The sequence below is a fragment of the Streptococcus sp. HMSC073A12 genome, assembly GCF_001812815.1.
In the GTDB taxonomy this organism is placed as follows: domain Bacteria; phylum Bacillota; class Bacilli; order Lactobacillales; family Streptococcaceae; genus Streptococcus; species Streptococcus vaginalis.
Genome location: NZ_KV810537.1, coordinates 1 through 22895 on the forward strand (window position 1 = coordinate 1; position 22895 = coordinate 22895).

Consider the following 22895-nt stretch of genomic DNA (forward strand, 5'->3'; position numbering starts at 1 on the left):
GATACTGGCTTACCAACTGATAGAGCACCAACATTCCCTCTTGGTCCCAATCACTTAACTCCCACAGGTGGATATAATATTCCCTCCGACATTTCAGTACGATTCCTCTCACCTTGGCATATAACTCCTTGAACTCCATTTCCTTCTCCTTCCTTTTACTTACCTTTTAAGGATAGCATGAAGGAGAACCCTTTGGTTTTCTTCTATCTATTTTTTATCTTATTGCATCTCTTCTGGGTCTCGTGAGCAGCATCCCTGTCACTTCAGAGGTTTTCTGAAGCTGTTTAGCGGATAAAATTGAAAAAGAGAGAACGAAGTTCGTCCTCTCAATCCTGTATTCATTTCTTCTTAAAATTTATTCTATAACAAATTTACTTAAAATACCATTGATAAACTTGCTCGATTTTTCATCTGAGAATTTTTTAGATAGCTCAATTGCTTCATTGATTGCGACTAGTTGAGGTGTATCAAACTCTGTCATCTCAAACAATCCCAAGCGAAGAATATTTTTTTCTATCAATGTAAGACGTTCCAAAGTCCAACCTTCTTTTAGGTACTGGCTAAGCTTGTCATCCAACTCGTTTTTAGACTGTTCAACACCCGTGACGAGGTTCAATAAAAAGGCTGGAATTTCCACATCAGAATCGTTTGTCATATCTTTATCATAGAGATATGCAAAACGACACGCTTCTACAATATCTTTTTCATATTCCAAACTCATTAATGCTTGAAATGCACGTTCACGTAGTTCTCTTCTTGCTTCCAGTTGTACATCAGTCATTGAGGAAATCCTCATCGAACAAATCTTTTAAATCTGGTTTTGGTGTTTTTTCAGGCACAATACCCGCTACATGGATGTTCACTGCGGATAATTCAACTTCTGCCATATCAGAAACAGCACTTTTAACGGCTTTTTGAATAGCAACAGCTACTGCTGGCACCCCTACACCGTATTCTAAGTATAAATAAATGTCAACAGTTACTTCGCCATCACTGGCGGTATGAAGATAGACGCCACGTCCTAAAGAACGTTTTGCAAGACTGTCAGACATGCTTTTATTTGCGAAAGAGTAAACACCGTCCACTTTAGCCGTTGCAATGGCAATAATTTTTTCTAAGACACGCGGTGCGATAACGATTTCGCCTAATTGTTCAGTTGCCATAACTTGTCCTTTCTTAAGACACAAAGACATTCAAGGAGTCTGTTCAATATTTGTCAGGCTCTCAGTCTGAATTTGATAGTAATTAAGAACTTCTAGTTCTCAACATAAATTATGCACGAGAAACGTAAGTTCCTTCTTGCGTATTGATAATCAATTTTTGTCCAACTTCGATAAAGTCCGGTACGTTGACCACAAGACCTGTTTCAAGAGTAGCTGGCTTACCAGAACCTGTCACCGTTGCTCCTTTAATAGAAGGTTGTGTATCTGTTACGACTAATTCTACAGTCGTTGGAACTGTAACACCGATAACTTCGCTTCCGTAAAATTGAATTTTCACTTCTGAATTTTCAAGAATAAATTTCAATTCTTGCTCTACATTCGCTACTGGGATTTCATATTGCTCAAATGACTCTGTATCCATGAAATAGGCTGTATCATCCATTTGATACAAATATTGTGCTGGGCGCGTTTCAATAATTGCTTGTTCAAATTTTTCTTCAGGACGGTAAGTTGTGTCAAAAGTTGAACCTGTGCGTACATCCCGTAATTTCATACGCATAACAGTATTCCCTTTACCTGGTTTATGATGGCTTGCTTCAAGGACACGAATCAATTTTCCGTCCGTTGTTTCAAACGTCATACCAGCTTTCAGCTTACTTGCTTCAATCATTATTATTACCTCTTTTAAAATAGATTTCTCTTTATTTTATCATAAACATTGACAATTCTCAAATAACAATTAACTCTTTTGGCGCGAGCGTTAGGAGTTCGCAGCCTGTGTCTGTGATGAGAATGTCATCTTCAATCCGCACACCGTATTTCCCATCCAAATAAATACCCGGCTCATCTGTTAAGACCATACCCACTTCAATCGGCTCAGAGGATTTACCAAAATAAGGAATCTCATGAATATCAAGACCAATTCCGTGTCCAATTCCATGCGTGAAATATTGTCCGTAACCTGCATCGTTAATCACTTTGCGCGGTACTTGATCAAACTCAATACGACTCATACCAGCTTTCGCCGCTTCAATCAGAGCTTGGTTGCTCCGTAACACAATATCGTAAATCTCGCGCTCCTCATCCGTCACATGACCAACATGAATGGTTCGCGTCATATCGCTAACATAGTGATTATAATAACAACCAAAATCCATTGTCAAGGTTTCACCTGTTTGAATGACCTTCTCGCTAGCTACTCCATGCGGCATAGCAGAGCGATAACCTGATGCAATAATAAAGTCAAAAGAGGCTCCCGATGCGCCCAGTTGCCGCATGCGAGCATCTAAAAAGTTCATAACTTGTAGCTCCGTTGTTTGCCCCGGCTTGATAAAATCCAAGACATCTAGAAAGGCTTGGTCAGAAATTTGACAAGCTTTTCGAATCGTGGCAATTTCTCCTTCATCTTTGATCATGCGTAGATTTTCAATGAAAGCAGTCATTGCTGTCAGCTTATAACCTGAAAAAAGCTCTTCAAGAGTTTTGAAATAATGATAAGAAATTTCGTCATCAAATCCAATAGTTTCTATTTTATCATTTGCAATGATCTTCGCAATTTCTGACAAAGCATCACGTGTTTCGACAATATCAAAACCTTTTACCACACCTTTGGCAATCAAGGTATAGCGGGAATCTGTCAAAAAAATCCGTCGCGTTTTGCTAATGAAAACTGTCGCTTCTGTTCCGCTAAAACCCGTTAGATAGTAAATATTCTTCAGATTGGTTACTAAAACAGCATCACAATCCGTTTGCGCAAGTGCTGCTTCTAATTTATTTACTCTTGATAACATAAAAATCCCTCCGTAAAATGATTAAAATTATTATATCAAAAAAAGTTGTAAATGGTATAACCTTTATAGTTACAAAATACATTTAACTGTTGAAAATGATTTTTAAAAACAATCTTTACTGATATCTTTTATGGAGATAGCAAAATATAAAGGATTGAATTCTCTATGTATCTATCTTTTTTAAGGTTTTCTAAGTAAAAATCAGAAAAGTTTGTTAAAAAAGGAGAAACTATCCAATAACTTTTAAAATGATAATCCAAAAAACTCAGAATCAGGTTAGTAAAAATACTGATTCTGAGTTTTTACGGTTTTCTTGAGTTTTTATCTAGCTTTTGGGGACTATACAAACTTAAAAGAAGTATTTTTAGCTTAGAGAAGAGATGACTATTCTAAATTTGCATGACGTTTTGCCATAGTTTCATTAGATTCATTTAAAATCTTCATTAATTTTAAAATAAGAATATCATATAAAACCAGACTAGACTGTTCAAATACTGAACCCATAGGTTGTTTTCCAACTTGCTCACTAGCTTTATTTTGAGCAGGAATCACCAAAACTAAATTTGATAATCTCCCAATTGTAGATGATAAATTTGTTGTAATAAGAGCTGAATCTAACGATAACGTGTTAGCTTTTTTTATCAATGAAACTAAACTATCTGTTTCTCCAGAACCAGAGCCAATAATCACTAAATCATTTAGCTGTGTGTGGGGGGAATTAATGTCTCCAACAAGGCTTACTGATAATCCTAAATGCATTAACCGATTAGCAAATGCACGAATCATCAAACCTGACCTTCCCATACCTGCTAAAAAAATATGATGTGAATTTACAATTTTATTCGCCAAATCATCCAATTTCTCATCGTCAATCTGATTTACCGCTTTTTCAATATCAGATAGAATAATTTGAGATTCTTCCATTTTGTCTACCTCAACTTTTAAGAATCTAGTTTTGCTTTAATGTTACTAGCTACTTCTTCAACACTATTTTTTTAGCATTTCTTAATAAACACGTCATCTTGAAAAAGAGCAATCACTTTACGTAAAACTGCAATATGCTGTTTTCCTGATGACAAAGCTAGATTAAAAACTAATGTAACACCAACTTTCTGATTCTTATCTTCCATTAATCCGAAAACAACTGGCTCTGATAAACGTACAACGCTTACGCTATCTTCAGTCACAAAATCAGAATTACCGTGTGGCATTGCTACGCCTTGTCCACTTGCCAACGATAAACCTGTAGGAAAATCAACCTCACGGTCAATACATGCTTGGATATAGTCACTTTTAATATTATTTACTTTAAGAAGAGCTTCTCCCGCAAAACGAATTGCCGATTGATAATCTTTTACAGTTTCGTCTGCATCATTCACTACAACATAAACCATAATAAACCCCTATTTAGTCATTTCACCTTTAACAGCATCAAAGATTTCATCCTCACCAATACCAGTAAGTAAACCTGCTCCAACTATAACTGGAACTGTTAAACCTTCATTTTCAAGTTTTGTAGATGAAACAACTAAATCATAGCTATTGAACTTTTCAGTTGAACAATCCATGAGAGAAGCTTTATCAACTTGAACATCAGCAATTTTTTCATCTTTTAAGAAATCTTGTAAAACTGACACCATAATTGATGATGAAGCAATACCATTTCCACAAACAACAAGAATTTTTTTAGCCATAATGATTACCTCTATTTCTATTTATTAAGCATTTTCGATTTGAGCATGTTCTTTTTTCTTAAGTAGATAGCCTACTGCAACAAGAATTGCTCCAACTAAAATATAACCAATTAATCCAATATGTGATACTGCCGCAAAGAGACCTGTAAAAGGATTAGCGGATGGGTTTAAAGAAGAATACATAACACCTTCTTTAGCACCTGCACCAAATTTTTGGAAGACCTCGTTAGTTGCTGGTGTCATCCATGATGCAATATAGAGACCACCACCAAATAGAATCACTGAAGTCAACCAAGTACGAATAATATTTCCATTAAAAACAGGAACCATACACGCAATGAAGAAGACAAACTGTGATAAATCACCTAACGGCATGACTTTATTCCCAGGTAAAATTACTGCTAGAATCACCATTACAGGAATAAGAAGTAAGGCTGGAGCGATAACTGATGGATTACCAACAATAAGTGCCGTATCCATACCAACTGTAATTTCTCGGTCTGGGAATTTTTTAACCAATTTCTTACGCGCAGCATTTGAAAGCGAAACAAGTCCTTCCATCATGATTGAAGTCATCTTAGGAAGAAGAAGCATAACAGCTGCCAAATACATACCAAGTTGTAAGCTTGAGATAATTGTTGTATAAGGGTTACTCCAATCATAACCAAATAACCCTAAAAGCACACCAAGAATAAAACCTACAACTGTTGGATCACCCAATACTCCAAAACGTTTTTGAATAGACTCTGCGGTAACATTCCAATGACGCAAACCAGGGATATGATCATAAATCCAGTTAAACGGATAGGCAAATAAAAGATAAGTATTAGCAACAGGGTGTGAAATTGAAACTCCTTTTGGTAATCCAAAAAATTCATTATTACGTTTTGCACCTAAATCAGATGCAATAAGTGCCCAGACATGGAAAAGTCCTGCTGTTAAAACACCATAAAGAAAATTACCAGAATAAACAGCAACAATTGCTCCCATTGATGCATTTTGATGAAGGTTAAAAACATCAACATTAACACAGTCCGTCAGTTTCAAAACAAGAAGAAGAATATTAATACCAACACATAGTGGAATAATAATTGCTCCCATATTTGAACCAAATCCCATAACCGCAGTCGCAGCACCACCAACATCAATAGCACTTAAAGAAGAGCCTGTCTTTTCTGCTAGCCCGGTGATGGCTGGCTCCATTTTATCTAACATAAAATTAATGACAAGAGATAAAGCAATAAAACCAATCCCAACTTTCATTGCTGATTGAATCGCTTCAGAAAGCGGTCTGCGTAAAATCAGCATGAAAACCAAGAAAATTAGTGGAATAAAAATAAAATTTCCTAAATTATTAATAAAATTTGTAATAACTTCCATTTTTCTACTAGCCAGCTTATAACTAGCCTCCTCCTTTACTATTCAGGTCTAAAGCCCATGTTCCACGCGACATAATCAGGCTTTTTCAATAGACGATTATCATCAGCTTCTGCTTCCAATAAATTTTTCTTTGAATTTTCACGAGCTGTACTAAAACAAAATGGTTCATCATACCAAGCATCTACAATCTGTTTAAGATATTCAAGACCATTGACACGGCAACCAAGACCAATAACCTGTGTATTATTACTAAGTCTTGCACGTTTTGCTGAGTAAGGATTCGTTACAGCTACCGCTCTAATTCCCCAATGCTTATTGATTTGACAAGTAAATCCAATTCCAGTACCACAGATGTAAATTCCTAATCGACATTTATCACGTTGAATAGTCTCAGCCATTTCATCCGCCAGAACTGCAAAAGTATTAACATCATCTTCTGGCACTTTTACAGGATCATAAACTATCTCAGCATTTTTTTCTTCAATAAGATAGTGTTTGAGAGCTTCTTTTGTTTCAAAGCCCAAATCATCACAGGCAATTGCGATTTTTGTTTTCATTTTCCGTCTCCTTGTAATCGTTTTCTTTTTATGTCTATATTATATCATTGGTTTTGGTTGTTATTAATAGTTTTTTGATGGTTTTTATTATTTTTTATTGGTTTTCACACAAAAAAACTTGTTTTTTGTTAGTTTTGATATATAATTATATTTAGAAACAAGTGAGGTGAACATAATGTTATTGGAAAAAAGACGCCAACTCATTCTTGATGAATTAAAAAATAATGGAACTGTCTATGTCAGCAAACTGTCTGAACAGTTTGAAGTTAGCTACGAAACGATTCGCAAAGACTTATCATATCTTGAAACAAAAGGATTGCTCATAAAAAGTCACGGTGGAGCTATTTTAAAACAAAATGCTATTGAATTATCTTATAATACACGCGAAAAAGAAAATACTTCTAATAAAAAAAGAATTGCCGAAAAAGCTCTTGAACTCATTCCAGAAAATGCTTCAATAATCATTGGAACAGGTAGTACAACTGTCGAATTAGCCTATTTACTAGCTCAAAAATCTGGCTATAAGATTTTTACAGATTCTTTACCTGTCACAAATGCTTTAGTTAATTCAGATAATCAACTATTCTTTTTTGGTGGAGAATTCCGCCCTAAAAGCTCATCAGTCTTTGGAGGGTGGACTATTTCACAGATAAAACAAGTTTTCGTTGATATTTGCTTCCTCGGTTCAGATGGTTTTTCAAATATTGACGGCCCTTCAAGTCCGTCTTCTTCAGATGTGTTTATTGACCGAGAAATAATAAAACAAGCCGACAAAGCTTACATCCTATCCGACTCTAGTAAATTTGAAAGAAAAAGTCTCTATAAAATCTGTGATTGGTCAGATATCACTGCTCTGATTACAGATTCAGATGCGGATGAAGCTAAGTGTCTAAATATTGGGAAACAAACAAAAGTTATTCTTTCGTAGCCTTAAAAATCTATAAAATTATTAAACCGCGCCCAAAAGTTAGATTCCTTTATCCAACTTTTGGGTGCGGTTTAATTTTTCTTTATTGCTAGATAGGTCAGCAACGTGTTAAACTTTTCAGCTCAATTTTTCTTTTAGATACTGACCTGTATAGCTTTCTGGATTTCCAGCTACTTCTTCTGGTGTGCCAGTTGCGATAATAGTACCTCCACCAATACCACCTTCTGGTCCAAGGTCAATAATGTGATCGGCCGTCTTAATAACGTCCAAATTATGCTCGATGACGAGAACCGTGTTGCCATCATCTACAAAACGTGATAGCACTTGGAGAAGTTTCGCAATATCCTCCGTGTGCAGACCTGTAGTTGGTTCATCCAGAATATAGAAAGACTTACCTGTTGAGCGCTTATGAAGTTCGCTGGCTAGTTTCATCCGCTGAGCCTCCCCACCAGACAGAGTTGTGGCAGGTTGCCCCAAGGTCACATAGTCTAACCCAACATCTTTAATCGTCTGCAACTTCCGCTCGATTTTTGGAATATGCTTAAAAAATTCTACTGCATCATTGACCGTCATATCCAAAACTTGAGCAATGTTTTTCTCCTTGTAGTGCACTTCCAAGGTTTCACTATTGTACCGTGTTCCATGGCAAACCTCACAAGGGACATAAACATCTGGTAAAAAGTGCATCTCAATCTTGATAATTCCATCCCCAGAGCAGGCCTCGCAGCGTCCCCCCTTCACATTGAAAGAGAAACGCCCCTTTTTATACCCACGAATCTTAGCTTCGTTGGTCTTAGCAAAGAGATCGCGAATATCATCAAAGACGCCAGTATACGTCGCTGAATTGGATCTTGGTGTTCGGCCAATCGGGCTCTGGTCAATATCAATCAAACGATCAATATGCTCAATTCCTGAAATATTTTTGAATTTACCCGGTTTGTCTGAATTACGATTGAGTTTTTGAGCGATTGCTTTTTTCAAAATGGAATTAACCAAGGTGGATTTACCAGAACCAGAAACCCCCGTCACGGCTATAAATTTTCCTAACGGGAAGCGGGCCGTGATGTTTTGCAAATTGTGCTCTCGCGCACCTATTACTTCAATAAAGCGGCCGTTTCCTACGCGGCGCTCCAATGGCACTGGAATTTCACGTTTGCCCGATAAATACTGACCTGTAATTGATTTCTTGCTTTTTGCAACTTGCTCTGGAGTGCCTGCCGCAACAATTTCACCACCAAAAACACCTGCTCCAGGTCCAACATCAATCAACCAATCAGCTTCGCGCATAGTATCTTCATCATGTTCAACCACAATGAGAGTATTGCCCAAATCACGCATTTTTTTGAGACTGGCAATCAAGCGATTATTATCGCGCTGATGAAGACCGATAGAAGGCTCATCTAAGATATAAAGAACACCGCTGAGATTAGAGCCGATTTGAGTCGCCAAGCGAATCCGCTGACTCTCACCACCAGACAGCGTGCCTGCAGAACGAGATAGAGTTAGATAATTAAGTCCGACATTATTAAGAAATGTCAAGCGATCTCGGATTTCTTTGATAATTGGTGTTGCAATGGCTACTTCATTTTCAGTCAAAGTCAGATGAGAAAGTAATTCTAAATGATCTGCAATAGATAAATCAGATACTTGCCCAATATTAAGACCACCTTCACCCCCCACTTTAACAGACAAGGCTTGTGGATTCAATCGATAACCATGGCAACTTGCACAGGTCAGCTCATTCATATAGGTTCGCATCTGGGTACGAGTGAAATCACTATTGGTCTCATGGTAGCGACGGTTTATATTGGTTACCACTCCTTCAAAAGGGATGTCGATATCTCGCACGCCACCGAATTCATTTTCATAATGAAAATGAAATTCTCGTCCTTCAGAACCAAAGAAGATTAGTTGTTGTTCATCTTCGGTCAGTTCCTCAAATGGCTTATCCATATCGATACCAAATTCCGTCATTGCCTGTTCTAGCATTTGAGGATAATAATTTGAAGAAATAGGATTCCATGGAGCTAAGGCGCCTTCCCGCAAGGTCTTACTACTGTCAGGAACCACCATATCCAAGTCCACTTCCAGCTTCACACCCAGACCGTCACAATCAGGACAAGAGCCAAATGGTGCATTAAAAGAAAAGAGACGAGGTTCCAACTCAGGTACCGTAAAGCCGCAGACTGGACAAGCATAATGCTCGGAAAAGAGTAATTCCTTGTCATCCCTCGTGTCAATCACCACATAACCGTCTGCAATTCTTAAGGCTGCTTCAATCGAATCAAATAACCGACTGCGTACACCGTCCTTAATGACAATCCGGTCTACCACTACTTCGATATCGTGCTTTTTTGTTTTAGAAAGCTCTGGAACTTCTGTGACATCATAAATATCTCCGTCCACGCGCACACGCACGTATCCGTCTTTTTGAATTTTCTCAAAAATTGTCTTGTGTTGCCCTTTTTTCTTGCGAACAATAGGCGCTAGGATTTGCAACCGCTGACGCTCTGGCAATTCCAAAACCTGATTGACAATCTGCTCCACAGAAGAAGCGGTAATAGCTCCATGCCCATTGATACAGTAAGGAGTTCCCACACGTGCATAAAGCAAACGAAGGTAATCATTGATTTCCGTAGCTGTTCCAACCGTTGACCGCGGATTCTTGCTGGTCGTTTTTTGATCAATAGAAATGGCTGGACTAAGTCCGTCAATTGAATCCACGTCTGGTTTTTCCATATTGCCCAAAAATTGGCGAGCATAAGCAGACAAACTTTCTACATAGCGACGTTGCCCCTCTGCATAGAGAGTGTCAAAAGCTAAGCTAGATTTGCCTGAACCAGACAAACCAGTCACGACAACCAGCTTGTCTCGCGGAATTGTGACATCAATATTTTTTAAATTATGAGCTCGCGCTCCATGAATGATAATTTTATCCTGCATCCTTACCACACTTTATTTTAAACTTCTTTTTATTATAACAAAATTTTCTGCAATCTTTTACCCAAAAACTCGGAATTTTGTAGTATAATAATACGGTGTGCAAATAACTGAAGGAGGAAAATATGAAACAAGTCTTTCTATCGACAACAACTGAATTTAAAGAAATTGATACACTTGAGTCGGGGACTTGGATCAATTTGGTCAACCCTTCTCAAAGCGAGTCTACTGAAATTGCCAACGCTTTTGATATTGACATTACGGACTTGAGGGCGCCGCTCGATGCAGAAGAAATGTCTCGTGTCACTATTGAAGATGAGTATACTTTGATTATCGTGGATGTTCCAATTACAGAAGAACGAAATAATCAGACTTATTATGTGACTATTCCTCTAGGGATTATTATTACCGAAGAGGCGATTATTACCACCTGTTTGGAAAAACTCCCTTTATTGGATATTTTTATCAATCGACGGCTGCGTAATTTCTATACTTTCATGCGTTCGCGCTTTATTTTCCAAATTCTTTACCGCAATGCCGAGCTTTATCTGACAGCGTTGCGCTCCATTGACCGCAAGAGTGAGCAGATTGAAAGTCAACTGCACAAGTCCACTCGCAATGAAGAATTGATTGAACTCATGGAGCTTGAAAAAACGATTGTTTATTTCAAGGCTTCCTTGAAAACCAATGAGCGCGTGATTAAAAAGCTGACCAGTGCCACCAGCAATATTAAGAAATATTTGGAAGATGAAGATTTGTTGGAAGATACACTCATCGAGACCCAGCAGGCGATTGAGATGGCAGATATTTATGGAAATATCTTGCACAGTATGACAGATACGTTTGCTTCTATCATTTCAAATAATCAAAATAACATCATGAAAGCTCTAGCTTTAGTGACGATTGTCATGTCCATTCCAACTATGATTTTCTCAGCCTATGGAATGAACTTCAAAAACAATGACTTACCACTCAATGGGGAGCCACATGCTTTTTGGATTATTATTTTCATCGCCTTTGCGATCAGTGTTTCACTGACAGTTTACCTCATTCACAAAAAATTATTTTAATTAAAAGGAGATCTTATGACACAAGTTTCTTTGGATAAACTCAGCAAAAAAAATCAAGAATTTGTCCATATCGCAACCCACCAACTCATCAAAGATGGAAAGACAGACGAAGAAATCAAAGCCCTGCTAGAGGAAATCATCCCAACGATTCTTAAAAATCAAGCAAAAGGAATTACCGCTCGCGGACTTTATGGAGCACCTACTGTTTGGGCAGCGAATTTTTCAGAAGCAAAACAAAAAGAAGCTCAAACTATCAAAGAAAATACCAATCCGTATCTCATGATTATGGATGCTTTCTTATTTGTCTTTAGTTTATTTGCTATCTTAAATAGTAGTGTTAACTTATTCTCCAAAAATCCTAGCAATTATGGTATTGTGACGATTGTACTTGGTAGCGCAGTAGGGGCACTCGTATTTTATGGTATGTATTACTTTATTTACCGTTTTTATTATGCCGACCAGGACCAAAGTCAGAAACCACCATTTTTCAAATCGCTTCTTATCATTTCAGCTGCTACGATTTTGTGGGCTGTTGTTCTTTACGGCACAACCTTCCTGTTGCCAGCAGTTTTAAATCCAAAACTGCCGAACTTATTTATCCTTGTGTTTGGTGGAGGAACTTTGGCACTTCGTTTCTATCTCAAAAAGAAATTCAATATCCGCAGTGCTTTAACCGCACCAAGACAACTTTAGTCATATTTTTATTTGAACATCCGCTTGTTTCAACAGGTGGATGTTTTAATAAGATCTAATAAGTATTTTTGACAACCGTTTCAAACAATTTTGAGCATAAGAAAAGCAATCTATTTAGTTGCTGATTGAGTTTTAAAAAATGAGCATGATTTTATGAAATTCATGCTCATTTTTATATTTTAGTCTTCGTTTACGAAAGGCATTAAAGCCATTACGCGAGCGCGTTTTATTGCTGTTGTTACTTTACGTTGGTTTTTAGCTGAAGTTCCTGTTACACGACGAGGAAGGATTTTCCCACGTTCTGAAACGAAACGGCTAAGAAGCTCAGTATCTTTGTAATCAACATATTCAATCTTGTTTGCTGCGATGTAATCAACTTTTTTACGGCGTTTAAATCCGCCACGACGTTGTTGAGCCATGTTCTTTCTCCTTTATATCATTATTCTGTTTGTCCATTAAAATGGTAGATCGTCATCTGAGATGTCCATTGGATTGGTATTACCAAATGGATTTTCATCACGAGAAAAGTTGGGTACTTGATTGGCAGAAGTTGAGTTCCCAAAGTTGGATGATGAATTTCCGAAATTATTAGAAGTGTAGCCACCAGAAGATTGACCCTCACGGCTGGCACGACTTTCTAGCAGTTGGAAATTGTCAGCTACCACTTCTGTCACATAGACACGTTGACCTTGCTGGTTTTCGTAGTTACGTGTCTGAATCCGACCAGTAATTCCGATGAGAGCTCCTTTTTTAGCCCAATTTGCAAGATTTTCTGCCTGCTGGCGCCAAATTACAACGTTAATGAAATCTGCTTCTCTCTCGCCACTTTGATTTTTAAAGTTGCGATTGACAGCAAGAGTAAAAGTTGCGACCGCTTGATTTTGCGGAGTATAGCGAAGTTCGGCATCTCGGGTCATCCGACCCACAAGTACAACGTTATTTATCATAGCAACCCTTCTTATGCGTCAAGTTTGACGATCATGTGACGAAGAATGTCAGCGTTGATTTTTGAAAGACGGTCAAATTCATTCAAAGCGACTGCGTCTTCAGCTTCAACGTTTACGATGTGGTAAAGTCCTTCACGGAAATCTTGGATTTCGTATGCAAGACGACGTTTTTCCCAGTCTTTTGATTCAACAACAGTTGCACCGTTGTCAGTCAAGATAGAGTCAAAGCGTGCTACCAAAGCGTTTTTTGCTTCTTCTTCAATGTTTGGACGAATAATATAAAGAATTTCGTATTTAGCCATTGATTTTTCCTCCTTTTGGTCTAATGACCCCCAGCCATTGCAAGGGGTAAGTGAGGTTTTCTCACGAATAACTATTATACTAAACTTTTTGGAAAATAGCAAGAAAAATTCGATTTTTGTTTTTGTAAAAAGCACAGTTTTTCCCTATACTCCATTACCCATTCCATTCCAAAACCTTAAAAAAAGCTGATATCAGTTAGTTTTAAGCTATGCTCTATATACTGTTGTGTAAATTTTCTATCACTTTTCTAAGAAAGGAGTAAACACATGAACTATTTAGTCATTCCCGCATACAGACCCGACCTTCATCTTATTCATTTGTTGCAAAAGGTGAAGGAAAAGAGTTCGCTGCAAATCATCGTGGTAAATGACGGCAGTCCAGCTAACGATGATTCCATTTTTCGAGAAACACAGAAATATGCTACTATTCTATGCCATACAACAAATCAAGGGAAAGGGCAAGCGCTGAAAACAGTTTTTTCTTATATTGATTCCTTAGGGTAATATGGGACAGTGGTCACAGCTGATGCAGATGGTCAACACAACGTATGGGATATTTTCCGAGTGAGCAAAAAGGCTCAAGAAAACCCCAATCACTTGATTATAGGAGCGCGTTCTTTTTCTGGCAACGTTCCTTTGCGTTCGGCTTTTGGAAATAAATTAACACGATTTCTGTTTAAGCAACAGACTGGTGTTTCCGTGACAGATACCCAAACAGGACTTCGCGGATTTACAACCAACATGATCCCATTTATGTTGAAGGTTGAAGGGCAGCGTTATGAATATGAAATGAATATGCTACTAGCTGCTTCCAAAGAATACCCTATCATTGAAGTTCCAATTGAGACAGTTTATATTAATGATAATCAAGCTTCTCACTTTAGACCGGTACGAGACGGGCTCATGATTTATAAAGATATGTTTAAGTTCGCTCCCTCTTCAATTAGTAGTTTTTTGATTGACTATATCGTCTATGCTCTCGCCCTCTTGGTACTTGCTGCGGTACCAACTAGTCTCAAAATTTTACTGGCAAACGGAGTGGCTCGTGTCACTAGCTCGATTTTTAATTACTCCACAAACAAAAGATTGGTCTTTAAAAATAAAGACAGTGTTGTTAAAACGGGTACTGGTTATTTCGGGCTAGCTTTGGGCTTATTTATCCTCGATACTCTTCTAATCAGACTATTTTACGCCGTTTTCGGTCTCAATTTGCTGATTATTAAAATCCTCGTCGGAGCGCTGCTCTTTTGCCTATCTTGGCTCGTTCAAAAAAAATTATTTTCAAAGAAAGGACTCACACCTTATCATGAAATTTTTAAAAAAATCCTATGCTTATGCTAGTCTCTTTGGTATTTTGCTGACAGGGTCGTTTACCTACTCAATGTTAAAAACCTTTGTCCTGTCAGAGGCTATTACAACGGTCAAAAGTTCTTCTAACTCAACGAGCACAACAACTGCTAAAACCGCAACAAATGCAACAACGACTGATACAAGCTATAAGGATAATAACATTTCTATTAACCTAACTACAAAAAACGTCAGCAACACAAAAGTGTACATTGCAGATATTACGGTCAGCTCATCTGAATATCTAAAAACCGCTCTAGCACAAAATACATATGGAAATAATGTGACAGCTAAGACTTCTGTCACAGCTGCCAATAACAATGCCATTCTTGCTATCAACGGAGACTACTACGGAGCCAACACGACTGGCTATGTCATACGTAACGGTGTCGTCCATCGAAATACCGTTCGTGAAGATGCTAGCAATGGTGATTTAGCAATCTATAAAGATGGGAGTTTCGGACTTGTTTACGAACATGATGTTTCTGCTGAAGACTTGGTTAAAAATGGTGTTGTAAACCTTCTTGCCTTTGGTCCGACTTTGGTTGAAAATGGTAAGATTGCTGTTTCAAGCAATTCGGAAGTGGGGCAATCCATGTCTTCTAATCCACGTACAGCTATTGGGATTATTGATAAAAACCACTATATTATCGTCGTATCAGACGGTCGAACTTCAGAAAGTGCGGGACTTTCTCTTTACGAACTCGCAGAAGTTATGAAGTCTTACGGTGTGAAAACAGCCTACAATCTGGATGGTGGTGGTTCGTCTACTCTTTACTTCAATGGAAAAGTCGTCAATAAACCAACGACGAACGGAACGATTTCAGAAAGGGCGGTGAGTGACATTGTCTACATCGGTTACTAAAGCAAGCAAGAAACGGCTCAAAAAGACAGCCGTTGTCTATGCCTTAATCACAGTATTTTTCTTCATTTTCAGCCGTATTTACGAGCACTTCAGCTTTGGTGAGACTTCGGTCTATATGCATTATCTCTTTGGAGTGCCACTAATTGGAGGGATGGTGCTTCTGATTTTTCAAAAAATGATTCCTAATCTTTCACGGCTCAGTCTCAATCTTTGGAATTCTGCGGTTGCAACCATTGCTACGGGTGTGCTCTTTCGTGGTATTGTCAACCTGTCTGGACGCTCCACCACAATGGATCTCCCCTACTAGTACATGGGAATTGGACTTGCTGGATTAGCCCTGCTCTCCATGATCTTCACCAGAAGCGTGTGGATGACAGAAGAACAGTTTTTATAATCTTGCAAATCTCGAAAAATTCTTCGAGATTTTTCATAAAATACTTGAGCCCAGGATAGTTTACTAATGCAATCACCTGCAGAAAAAGGAAATTTGAGAAAATTACATATAAAAAGATATAAAATGATGGTTTTGGTCATCATTTTCTTTCTTTTATTCAACTATTAAACAGCCACTCTATACTATTTTCTCTATAAGAAATCAAGCGAGAACAAGTAAGTCGCCGTTACAAGTCATAGACCGTTTTAGCCAATGGGTCAATAACTTGTCGAAGCAGAAACTGGTCGTTTTCATATTGGTAATGACAAATGGCACAGTTACTGAAATAAATATTAGGATCAGGCAAATAACCTACTTTTAGATAAAAAGCCCACATAGCGCCACCGTGGCTGACGACCAATATTGGATTTTCAACAGTAGGCGTTTTTTTCATGATTTCTGTCAGAGTGGTCAGCATGCGTTCTCCTACTTGAATCACATCTTCACCCCCATAAGGCACGTATAAATCTTCAAAAGACACCGCACCGGCTCGAAACTTTGGCTGCAATCTTTCTGGCTGAGCTTCAAAAAGTCCAAAATTCCACTCTTTCACCCCCTTGAGACGGGTGTAATCTGTTCGACCCGTCACAATTTCCAAGGTATCAGAAGCCCTCTCTTGAGTGGAAGAGTAGATACCGCCAAATTCAATGCCATTTTTCTCGAAAAAATCTCGCGCTTGCTCGGCTTGCTCTATACCTAAATCAGTCAGCGGTGAATCACACACTCCTTGCACCAAGCCTTCTTGGTTGAAAAAAGTCTGACCATGCCGCATCAAATATAAATCTTTCATTTATTTTTCCTCCCAGTTGCTAAAATCGTGATTGATGACTTCTTCCAGATAGAATTGATCATCTTCGAAAGAAAACTTCAAAATACCACAATTGGTCATGTGACCTAGACTTTCCAGACGCCAATTTTTCTTCCAAGCTCTGGCAAAATTGGCCATAGCTGCGCCATGAGAGACCATGAGCACGGACTGACCATCTGTCTCTTGCATGAGCTGAAGAATGGTCGCTGCCATACGCGCCTGCACCTGTTCCTGCGATTCACCCCCATAGGTCACAAAAAAATCTTTATAGGGCAGGGGCGGATTAAGATCCTCGCTTTCCCCTTCAAAGGTCCCGAAGTTCCACTCCTTGAGACCTTTCACTCGTTGATAAGGAAGGCTGCAATTTGTGACAATTTCTAAAGTGTCACAGGCTCGTTCAGATGTTGAACTGTAGGCTGCATCAAACGTAATCCCGGCATTTTTGAAATAGTACCCAGCCACCTGAGCTTGATACACTCCTAAGTCCGTTAAAGGGGCATCACACCAACCTTGAATCCTATGCCGTTTATTGAATAAAGTTTGCCCGTGTCGCATCAAATAAAGTGTTTTTGTCATAAACCGTTCCTCTAAAGAAGTCCTAATTTTTCAAAAGCATTGTAGAGACCGTCCTCAGCCACGTCATCTGTCACCATATCCGCCATGGCTAATATTTCTGGACCACCATTTCCCATAGAAACCCCAACTTGACAATATTCCAACATCGGAATGTCAATTTTGGCATCTCCAAAAGCAATCGTATCTTCTTTTTTCGCCCCTAAATGTTCTAACAGCACATCAATCGCATGAGCTTTCGTAATATCCTTAACTCCTAAGTCGCCAAAGAGAGATTCCTCTCCACGACCACCCCATGTACCAGCCTTGAGCTCTGGAAAAGCTTCCTTAGAGTCCAAGTGATCCTGATAAGAAGTGAGAATAAAGCTGATTTTATTTAGATCATCTCGGTAAAGCTTGCCACCAAAGACCATGCCATGCATCACATCCTCAACCTCTTGATGTTCAACTTCCGCATCTGTTTTTCCTTTTTTCTTGGCATAAAGTTTCATGACCGGACGCGCTGCGTCACGAAAATACTCACTAGCAAAGAGACCGTTGTTACTTTCTAAATAAAATTCCAATCCTCTCTCATGCAACCAGTCTACAACTCTCTTTTCCACTTCTAAAGGAATCAGCTGATGCATGATAACCTGACCTTCATGCTCCACACAAGAACCATTCCCGCCAATCATACCGTCTAGACCGATAGCCCAGATTTCCTCTGGTATTTCCGCCTTACTACGCCCTGTACAAACATAGACTAAATGCCCATTTCCCCGCGCCTGACGAATAGCCTGGATAGCGGATTCTGGAATGCGATTGTCATAATCCACCAAAGTTCCGTCTACATCTAAAAAGATAATTTTTCTGCTCATCTGTTGACCTCTCTATTCTTCTAAGGCCGCTGCCCCGTTGGTTTCAATCACTTTCTGATACCAGAAGAAAGAATCCTTACGGGAGCGGTCATAGCTTCCATTTTCCTCATCGTCTGCATCTACATAGATAAATCCATAACGCTCAAAAAACCAATAACTCGGCGATTCTTCCAGCCACCGTACTCTAATGCCAAATGAATCGGTGTCTCATAGTGTGACAACGTCACTAAAGGCTCAATGCCATATTTCAAGAGTTCGTCAAAGACCGCATCGTAAAAAGCCAGCCCTTCTTCATTAGGATCTACATCGTCTCCATTAGGGAAAATTCGACTCCAAGCGACAGAGAGGCGGAAAGTTTTAAAGCCCATTTCTGCAAAAAGAGCAATATCTTCCTTGTAACGATGATAAAAGTTAGAGCCCCAGCGCTTAGGATAGAGTCCTTCCTTATCATTAAGAGCAGCTTCTACTTTTTCTCTGGTCATGGGTGCGGCAAAACCTTCCATATTTTGACGCTCCTCAGGGCGTACAGCTTTGGCTGTATCAGACGTAGCCGGACCACGCCACCTCACAAAAAGCCATTCGGAAACTGTTTTTCTGTCATTTCATTCACCTCGTTCTTTCGTTACTTCTATTATACTCTTTTTTGTGACCCCTTTCTTGTAAAATAGTCATAAATACTGATACTATTCTTTCCTAGAAGAATGAGCATTTTACACAATCATGAAAAAAGCTGGGACAAAAGTCTCCAGCTTCAAAGTACACAAGGTAGTGGCTGATTGCTTAAAACACTGCTTTGAACTTACAGATAGAGCATACGAAGCAAGACTCAATGTTGTTCGCTTTTTAAACTCGGAAGACTACCTTTGACGAAAACTTTGTTTTCTTAGTCTCCCAGACTGTCTCACGCCCTAGCTTGACACTTTATTATTAAAGAATGTATGTGTCGCCTGATAAATTTGATGAGCAGTACTGGAATTGTTCATTGTATATAGATGAACACCTGCCACATCTTGAGTGACTAAGTCAACAATTTGGTCAATCGCATAGGCTAATCCTGCTGCTCTGAGTGACTCTGGATCGTGTTCATATTTATCTAGAATAGAGCAAAATTTTCGTGGTAAATAAATGTTTTCACAGGTTTTGAGCAAACGAAGAACCTGATTACGGTTTAAAATCGGTATAATCCCCGCATGAATCGGAACTTCAATCCCAGCCAGAGTACATCTTTCTTGAAAATCATAAAAACGCTCATTATCAAAGAAGAGTTGAGTGACCAAACTCGAACAGCCTGCATCTACTTTCTTTTTGAGATTCTTGATATTTGAAACTCGGTCTGGTGAATCAGGATGACCTTCTAGATAGCAGGCCCCGATAATCTCAAAGTGAGGAGCTTCTTTCTTAATATACTCAATCAAATCTGTTGCGTAGACGAAGTCCTTTTGGGGTTCCACATCTCGAAGGATATCCCCTCTGAGCGCCAATACTTTATGAACACCTATCTTATCAAGTACTGTCAGAGTTTCTGTAACCATTTCCTTAGTCAGATAAACCGCAGGCAGGTGAGCAATGGTCGGGATGTGCAGACCATTGCAGATGAAGTCCGCCAGACGCACCGTCGTTTCTTCGATATTGAACTTATTATTACTAGCTGTGACACTGATGAAATGAGGCGCCAGGTCCTGCATTTCCTTCAGGGCCACCATAATATTTTCATTGCCTACTGCTGGATTTGGAGGAAATACTTCAAAAGAGAGAGACGGGCTTTGGATAGACATGTTTTACAATTCCTTTCGATATTTACGAGAGTATGTGACAATCCCGCAAGTTATACTCTTCGAAAATCTCTTCAAACTTTGTCAACCTTCAACAATCTAGGAGATTGTTGAAGGTTGTGGATAGAAGTCGCAAAGCGACTGTCAAAGAAATTTGATTTTCATTGAGTATCAGAACCTTTGCAAGATTGTCAGTCTCTATTTTTTATTTCAAACCTTGGCGTGCTGCCTTGGCTGCCTCTACCAGGCGGACCAGGATGGCCTCGATGGTGTGGTCGATTTCCCCTTCATTCGGTACACGAGGAGAGTGGATATCGTAAACTCCAAGTCCCACTTCTGTCTGGAAGTTTTTGGCCTTGAGCTCATCCAGAATTTCCAGATTTGAGCGGCTAGCCTCAAAGGAGATGACATCCGCATCCATGTTATCAATGGCTGGGATGATATCGGTAAACTCTGAGTAGCACATGTGGGTATGGATCTGCGTATCCGGTGCAACGGTAGAGTGGACCAGACGGAAGGCCGGAATGGTCCAATCCAGATAATCCTCATACCAGTCGCTGCGGCGGAGCGGCAGCTTTTCACGCAGGGCGGCTTCATCGATTTGGATAATCTTAACGCCGGTAGCTTCCAGGTCCAGAACTTCGTCCTTAACGGCCAGGGCAATCTGCAGGGTAGAGTCCTTGATGGGAATATCTTCCCGTGGGAAGGACCAGTTGAGGATGGTTACAGGTCCCGTCAGCATTCCCTTAACCGGCTTGTCAGTCCGACTTTGAGCATAGCTGGACCATTTAACAGTAATCGGGTTGAGGCGGGTTACATCTCCCCAGATAATCTGCGGTTTTACCCCACGCATACCGTAGGACTGCACCCAGCCGTTCTTGGAGAAGAGATGGCCGGACAGGTTTTGACCGAAGTATTCTATCATGTCATTACGCTCAAATTCCCCGTGAACCAGAACATCAAAACCAACTTCTTCCTGCCACTTGATCCATTCGTCGATCTGCTCAGCTAGGAACTTGTCATAGTCTTTCTGGGACAGTTCTCCCTTACGAAAGGTTAGGCGCTTGGTCCGAACTTCCTTGGTCTGAGGGAAGGAACCGATGGTTGTCGTCGGCAGAACCGACAGTTTGAAGGCTTCTTCCTGGATGGCCTCGCGTTCTGCGAAGGCCGGCAGGCGGGTGTAGTCGGCATCGGTCAGACCGGCCAGGCGGGCCGCCAATTCAGCATTTCTACCGACACGCTCTGTCCCAAAGAGTTCCTTGTCGGCAGCCAGAGCTTCTGCTCCGCCGCCATTGCGGATGGCATCCAGATCCCGGATCTCATCCAGCTTTTCCACCGCAAAGGCAAAGTGCTTGAGGATGGCTTCTTCAAAGTCTTCATTGGCTGTGGTGAAAGGCACATGCAGCAGGGAGCAGGAGCTGGTCAGCACAAGCTTTTCAGCCGGAATCTGCTCCAGGACAGCTAGGCTCTTTTCATAATTATTGCGCCAGATATTCTTACCGTTGACAATCCCGGCATAGAGGGTCTTGTCGGCCGGGAAGCCGGACTTGACCAACTCCAGAGTTTTCTTGCCTTCAACGAAGTCCAGACCGATGGCATCAACCGGCAGTTCGATCAAATCGGAGTAGATATCCCGAACATCGCCGAAGTAGGTTTGGATTAGGACTTCCAGTCCTTTCTTGTCCGCCAGGATTTTCCTGTAGAGATCAAGGAAGAAGACCTTCTCTTCGGCAGACAGGTCCTTGACCAGAGCAGGCTCATCCAGCTGGATGCGGCCGGCACCAAGGTCGGCCAATTTGGCAAAGACTTCCTGATAGGTCTTGACCAGGGCATCCACAAACTGGGCAGGTTCTACCCCTTCTTCAAAGTCGGACAGCTGCAGGAGTGTGAAGGGACCTACCAGGACCGGACGGGTATCCAGACCTAGCTCCTTGGCTTCCGCAAATTCATCAAAGATCTTGCTGTCGGACAATTTAACCTGAGTATCCTTTTCAAACTTAGGCACAATGTAGTGGTAGTTGGTGTTGAACCATTTTTTCATCGGCAGGGCTCGAACATCCCCTTTTTCCCCTTGGTAACCGCGGGCCAGAGCAAAATAACGCTCCAGATCAGACAGGTCCAGGCCCTGAACAGAGGACGGCACTACGTTAAAGAGGAAGGCGACATCCAAAACATTATCATAGTGAGAAAAGTCGTTGGACGGTACTTCTGTAATCCCGTGCTCTTTGACGATATTCCAGTGCTTGGCGCGCAGGTCCTTGGCAGCAGTCAGGAGCTCTTGAGTTGAAATTTCATTCCTAAAGTATTTTTTAGCAGTGAATTTTAATTCTCGGAATTCTCTCAAACGCGGGAAGCCGATAATCGTAGTTGACATAGTCATCCTCCAAAATTTTTTGTCGACACTATCTTAACAGAAAATCTAAGCTCTGTATAATTGGAATTTCTAGGAATCTCATTATAGTTTTTAACTATAATGAGATTCCAAATATATATTAAACATTGATTTCATCGCATGTCGTTTAACATTTTATGATTTGATATAGTTTAAGGCTATGACAGCCGCATACATCAAAATTTTTGAAAATCCTTTTCTTGCTATTTTTGAAAATAGATGTTAGAATAGCAACATAATAAAAAGCAAAGAACATTTGGGGTGCTAAGGCTGAGATTATACCCATGGAACCTGATGCAGTTAATGCTGCCGCAGGGAAATGTATAAGAAAGACCAAACCGTTCTAATCATTTATGTGATTAGATTTTATTTTGTCGTGCTAAA

General features: G+C 39.9%; 23 protein-coding genes, 4 pseudogenes and 1 riboswitch. Of the genes and pseudogenes, 6 read left to right on the forward strand and 21 right to left on the reverse strand.

Annotation, left to right across the window (positions count from 1 at the left end; genetic code table 11):
* The 10 genes and pseudogenes from HMPREF2876_RS10905 to HMPREF2876_RS05030 all read right to left on the reverse strand — a co-directional run.
* Positions 1 to 139, reverse strand: a pseudogene (locus HMPREF2876_RS10905) (sigma-70 family RNA polymerase sigma factor); the annotation flags it as partial.
* 216 nt (positions 140 to 355) lie between these two features.
* Positions 356 to 781 carry a transcription antitermination factor NusB gene (gene nusB, locus HMPREF2876_RS04990; protein ID WP_003037723.1) on the reverse strand — a complete coding sequence of 142 codons (426 nt, stop codon included), beginning with the start codon at positions 779 to 781 and terminating at the stop codon, positions 356 to 358.
* Positions 774 to 1163: an Asp23/Gls24 family envelope stress response protein gene (locus HMPREF2876_RS04995; protein WP_003037725.1), complete on the reverse strand. Its 390-nt coding sequence runs from the start codon at positions 1161 to 1163 to the stop codon at positions 774 to 776. The genes nusB and HMPREF2876_RS04995 overlap by 8 nt, the downstream gene beginning before the upstream one ends.
* Before the next feature lie 109 nt (positions 1164 to 1272).
* On the reverse strand, positions 1273 to 1833 hold the full coding sequence (gene efp / locus HMPREF2876_RS05000; RefSeq protein ID WP_003026309.1) for an elongation factor P: 561 nt from the start codon (positions 1831 to 1833) through the stop codon (positions 1273 to 1275).
* A 58-nt stretch (positions 1834 to 1891) separates the two neighbouring features.
* The gene (locus HMPREF2876_RS05005) at positions 1892 to 2953 is read right to left on the reverse strand and encodes a M24 family metallopeptidase (RefSeq protein WP_024052417.1); all 1062 of its coding nucleotides are present in this window, start codon (positions 2951 to 2953) and stop codon (positions 1892 to 1894) included.
* Positions 2954 to 3337: 384 nt separating this feature from the next.
* Positions 3338 to 3877 (reverse strand): 6-phospho-3-hexuloisomerase, encoded by a 540-nt coding sequence (gene hxlB / locus HMPREF2876_RS05010; RefSeq protein ID WP_024052418.1) that lies wholly within the window; start codon positions 3875 to 3877, stop codon positions 3338 to 3340.
* Between the two features lie 71 nt (positions 3878 to 3948).
* Entirely contained in the window at positions 3949 to 4347 is a 399-nt protein-coding gene (locus HMPREF2876_RS05015; RefSeq protein ID WP_024052419.1) for a PTS sugar transporter subunit IIA, read from the reverse strand.
* 9 nt (positions 4348 to 4356) lie between these two features.
* Complete coding sequence (locus HMPREF2876_RS05020; protein WP_024052420.1) at positions 4357 to 4647, reverse strand: PTS sugar transporter subunit IIB; 291 nt, start codon at positions 4645 to 4647, stop codon at positions 4357 to 4359.
* Between the two features lie 24 nt (positions 4648 to 4671).
* Positions 4672 to 6027 carry a PTS galactitol transporter subunit IIC gene (locus HMPREF2876_RS05025; RefSeq protein ID WP_070584422.1) on the reverse strand — a complete coding sequence of 452 codons (1356 nt, stop codon included), beginning with the start codon at positions 6025 to 6027 and terminating at the stop codon, positions 4672 to 4674.
* Between the two features lie 38 nt (positions 6028 to 6065).
* Positions 6066 to 6584 carry an RpiB/LacA/LacB family sugar-phosphate isomerase gene (locus HMPREF2876_RS05030; RefSeq protein ID WP_070584423.1) on the reverse strand — a complete coding sequence of 173 codons (519 nt, stop codon included), beginning with the start codon at positions 6582 to 6584 and terminating at the stop codon, positions 6066 to 6068.
* Between the two features lie 175 nt (positions 6585 to 6759).
* On the opposite strand from HMPREF2876_RS05030, the gene HMPREF2876_RS05035 reads away from it, so the two are divergent.
* The gene (locus HMPREF2876_RS05035) at positions 6760 to 7512 is read left to right on the forward strand and encodes a DeoR/GlpR family DNA-binding transcription regulator (RefSeq protein ID WP_024052423.1); all 753 of its coding nucleotides are present in this window, start codon (positions 6760 to 6762) and stop codon (positions 7510 to 7512) included.
* A gap of 117 nt (positions 7513 to 7629) precedes the next feature.
* On the opposite strand, the gene uvrA is transcribed toward HMPREF2876_RS05035, so the two are convergent.
* Complete coding sequence (gene uvrA, locus HMPREF2876_RS05040; RefSeq protein WP_024052424.1) at positions 7630 to 10455, reverse strand: excinuclease ABC subunit UvrA; 2826 nt, start codon at positions 10453 to 10455, stop codon at positions 7630 to 7632.
* 122 nt (positions 10456 to 10577) lie between these two features.
* Between uvrA and HMPREF2876_RS05045 the strand changes: the two genes are divergently transcribed.
* On the forward strand, positions 10578 to 11522 hold the full coding sequence (locus tag HMPREF2876_RS05045) for a magnesium transporter CorA family protein (RefSeq protein ID WP_003030529.1): 945 nt from the start codon (positions 10578 to 10580) through the stop codon (positions 11520 to 11522).
* A 15-nt stretch (positions 11523 to 11537) separates the two neighbouring features.
* On the forward strand, positions 11538 to 12215 hold the full coding sequence (locus HMPREF2876_RS05050) for a DUF1129 domain-containing protein (protein WP_024052425.1): 678 nt from the start codon (positions 11538 to 11540) through the stop codon (positions 12213 to 12215).
* A gap of 179 nt (positions 12216 to 12394) precedes the next feature.
* Here HMPREF2876_RS05050 and rpsR read toward each other — a convergent pair whose 3' ends face one another.
* The 3 genes from rpsR to rpsF are packed head-to-tail and all read right to left on the reverse strand — an operon-like array spanning position 12395 to position 13464.
* Positions 12395 to 12634, reverse strand: coding sequence for a 30S ribosomal protein S18 (gene rpsR, locus HMPREF2876_RS05055; protein WP_000068664.1), 240 nt, complete (start codon positions 12632 to 12634; stop codon positions 12395 to 12397).
* 36 nt (positions 12635 to 12670) lie between these two features.
* Positions 12671 to 13162 carry a single-stranded DNA-binding protein gene (locus HMPREF2876_RS05060; protein ID WP_003026323.1) on the reverse strand — a complete coding sequence of 164 codons (492 nt, stop codon included), beginning with the start codon at positions 13160 to 13162 and terminating at the stop codon, positions 12671 to 12673.
* A gap of 11 nt (positions 13163 to 13173) precedes the next feature.
* Complete coding sequence (gene rpsF / locus HMPREF2876_RS05065) at positions 13174 to 13464, reverse strand: 30S ribosomal protein S6 (protein WP_003026325.1); 291 nt, start codon at positions 13462 to 13464, stop codon at positions 13174 to 13176.
* Between the two features lie 267 nt (positions 13465 to 13731).
* Between rpsF and HMPREF2876_RS05070 the strand changes: the two are divergent.
* From HMPREF2876_RS05070 to HMPREF2876_RS05080, 3 genes and pseudogenes are all read left to right on the forward strand, one after another.
* A pseudogene (locus HMPREF2876_RS05070) lies at positions 13732 to 14774 on the forward strand (GtrA family protein).
* Positions 14771 to 15676: a phosphodiester glycosidase family protein gene (locus HMPREF2876_RS05075; RefSeq protein ID WP_024052428.1), complete on the forward strand. Its 906-nt coding sequence runs from the start codon at positions 14771 to 14773 to the stop codon at positions 15674 to 15676. Before HMPREF2876_RS05070 ends, HMPREF2876_RS05075 begins: the two are co-directional and overlap by 4 nt.
* A pseudogene (locus HMPREF2876_RS05080) lies at positions 15651 to 16070 on the forward strand (hypothetical protein). The gene HMPREF2876_RS05075 and the pseudogene HMPREF2876_RS05080 overlap by 26 nt, the downstream one beginning before the upstream one ends.
* A gap of 226 nt (positions 16071 to 16296) precedes the next feature.
* Here the strand turns inward: HMPREF2876_RS05080 and HMPREF2876_RS05085 are convergent.
* From HMPREF2876_RS05085 to metE, 7 genes and pseudogenes are all read right to left on the reverse strand, one after another.
* Complete coding sequence (locus HMPREF2876_RS05085) at positions 16297 to 16899, reverse strand: histidine phosphatase family protein (RefSeq protein ID WP_024052430.1); 603 nt, start codon at positions 16897 to 16899, stop codon at positions 16297 to 16299.
* A complete protein-coding gene (locus HMPREF2876_RS05090) occupies positions 16900 to 17493 on the reverse strand; it encodes a histidine phosphatase family protein (RefSeq protein WP_024052431.1) in 594 nt (197 codons plus the stop codon).
* A gap of 11 nt (positions 17494 to 17504) precedes the next feature.
* Entirely contained in the window at positions 17505 to 18347 is an 843-nt protein-coding gene (locus HMPREF2876_RS05095) for a Cof-type HAD-IIB family hydrolase (RefSeq protein WP_024052432.1), read from the reverse strand.
* 12 nt (positions 18348 to 18359) lie between these two features.
* Positions 18360 to 18536 (reverse strand): family 1 glycosylhydrolase, encoded by a 177-nt coding sequence (locus tag HMPREF2876_RS11135; protein WP_117625225.1) that lies wholly within the window; start codon positions 18534 to 18536, stop codon positions 18360 to 18362.
* Positions 18494 to 18948, reverse strand: a pseudogene (locus HMPREF2876_RS11060) (family 1 glycosylhydrolase); the annotation flags it as partial. The gene HMPREF2876_RS11135 and the pseudogene HMPREF2876_RS11060, both read right to left, overlap by 43 nt.
* A 307-nt stretch (positions 18949 to 19255) precedes the next feature.
* The gene (gene metF / locus HMPREF2876_RS05105) at positions 19256 to 20122 is read right to left on the reverse strand and encodes a methylenetetrahydrofolate reductase [NAD(P)H] (protein ID WP_070242010.1); all 867 of its coding nucleotides are present in this window, start codon (positions 20120 to 20122) and stop codon (positions 19256 to 19258) included.
* Positions 20123 to 20324: 202 nt separating this feature from the next.
* The gene (gene metE, locus HMPREF2876_RS05110) at positions 20325 to 22493 is read right to left on the reverse strand and encodes a 5-methyltetrahydropteroyltriglutamate--homocysteine S-methyltransferase (RefSeq protein ID WP_083306997.1); all 2169 of its coding nucleotides are present in this window, start codon (positions 22491 to 22493) and stop codon (positions 20325 to 20327) included.
* A 265-nt stretch (positions 22494 to 22758) separates the two neighbouring features.
* Positions 22759 to 22846, forward strand: a riboswitch (TPP riboswitch).
* The last annotated feature ends 49 nt before the right edge of the window (positions 22847 to 22895 follow it).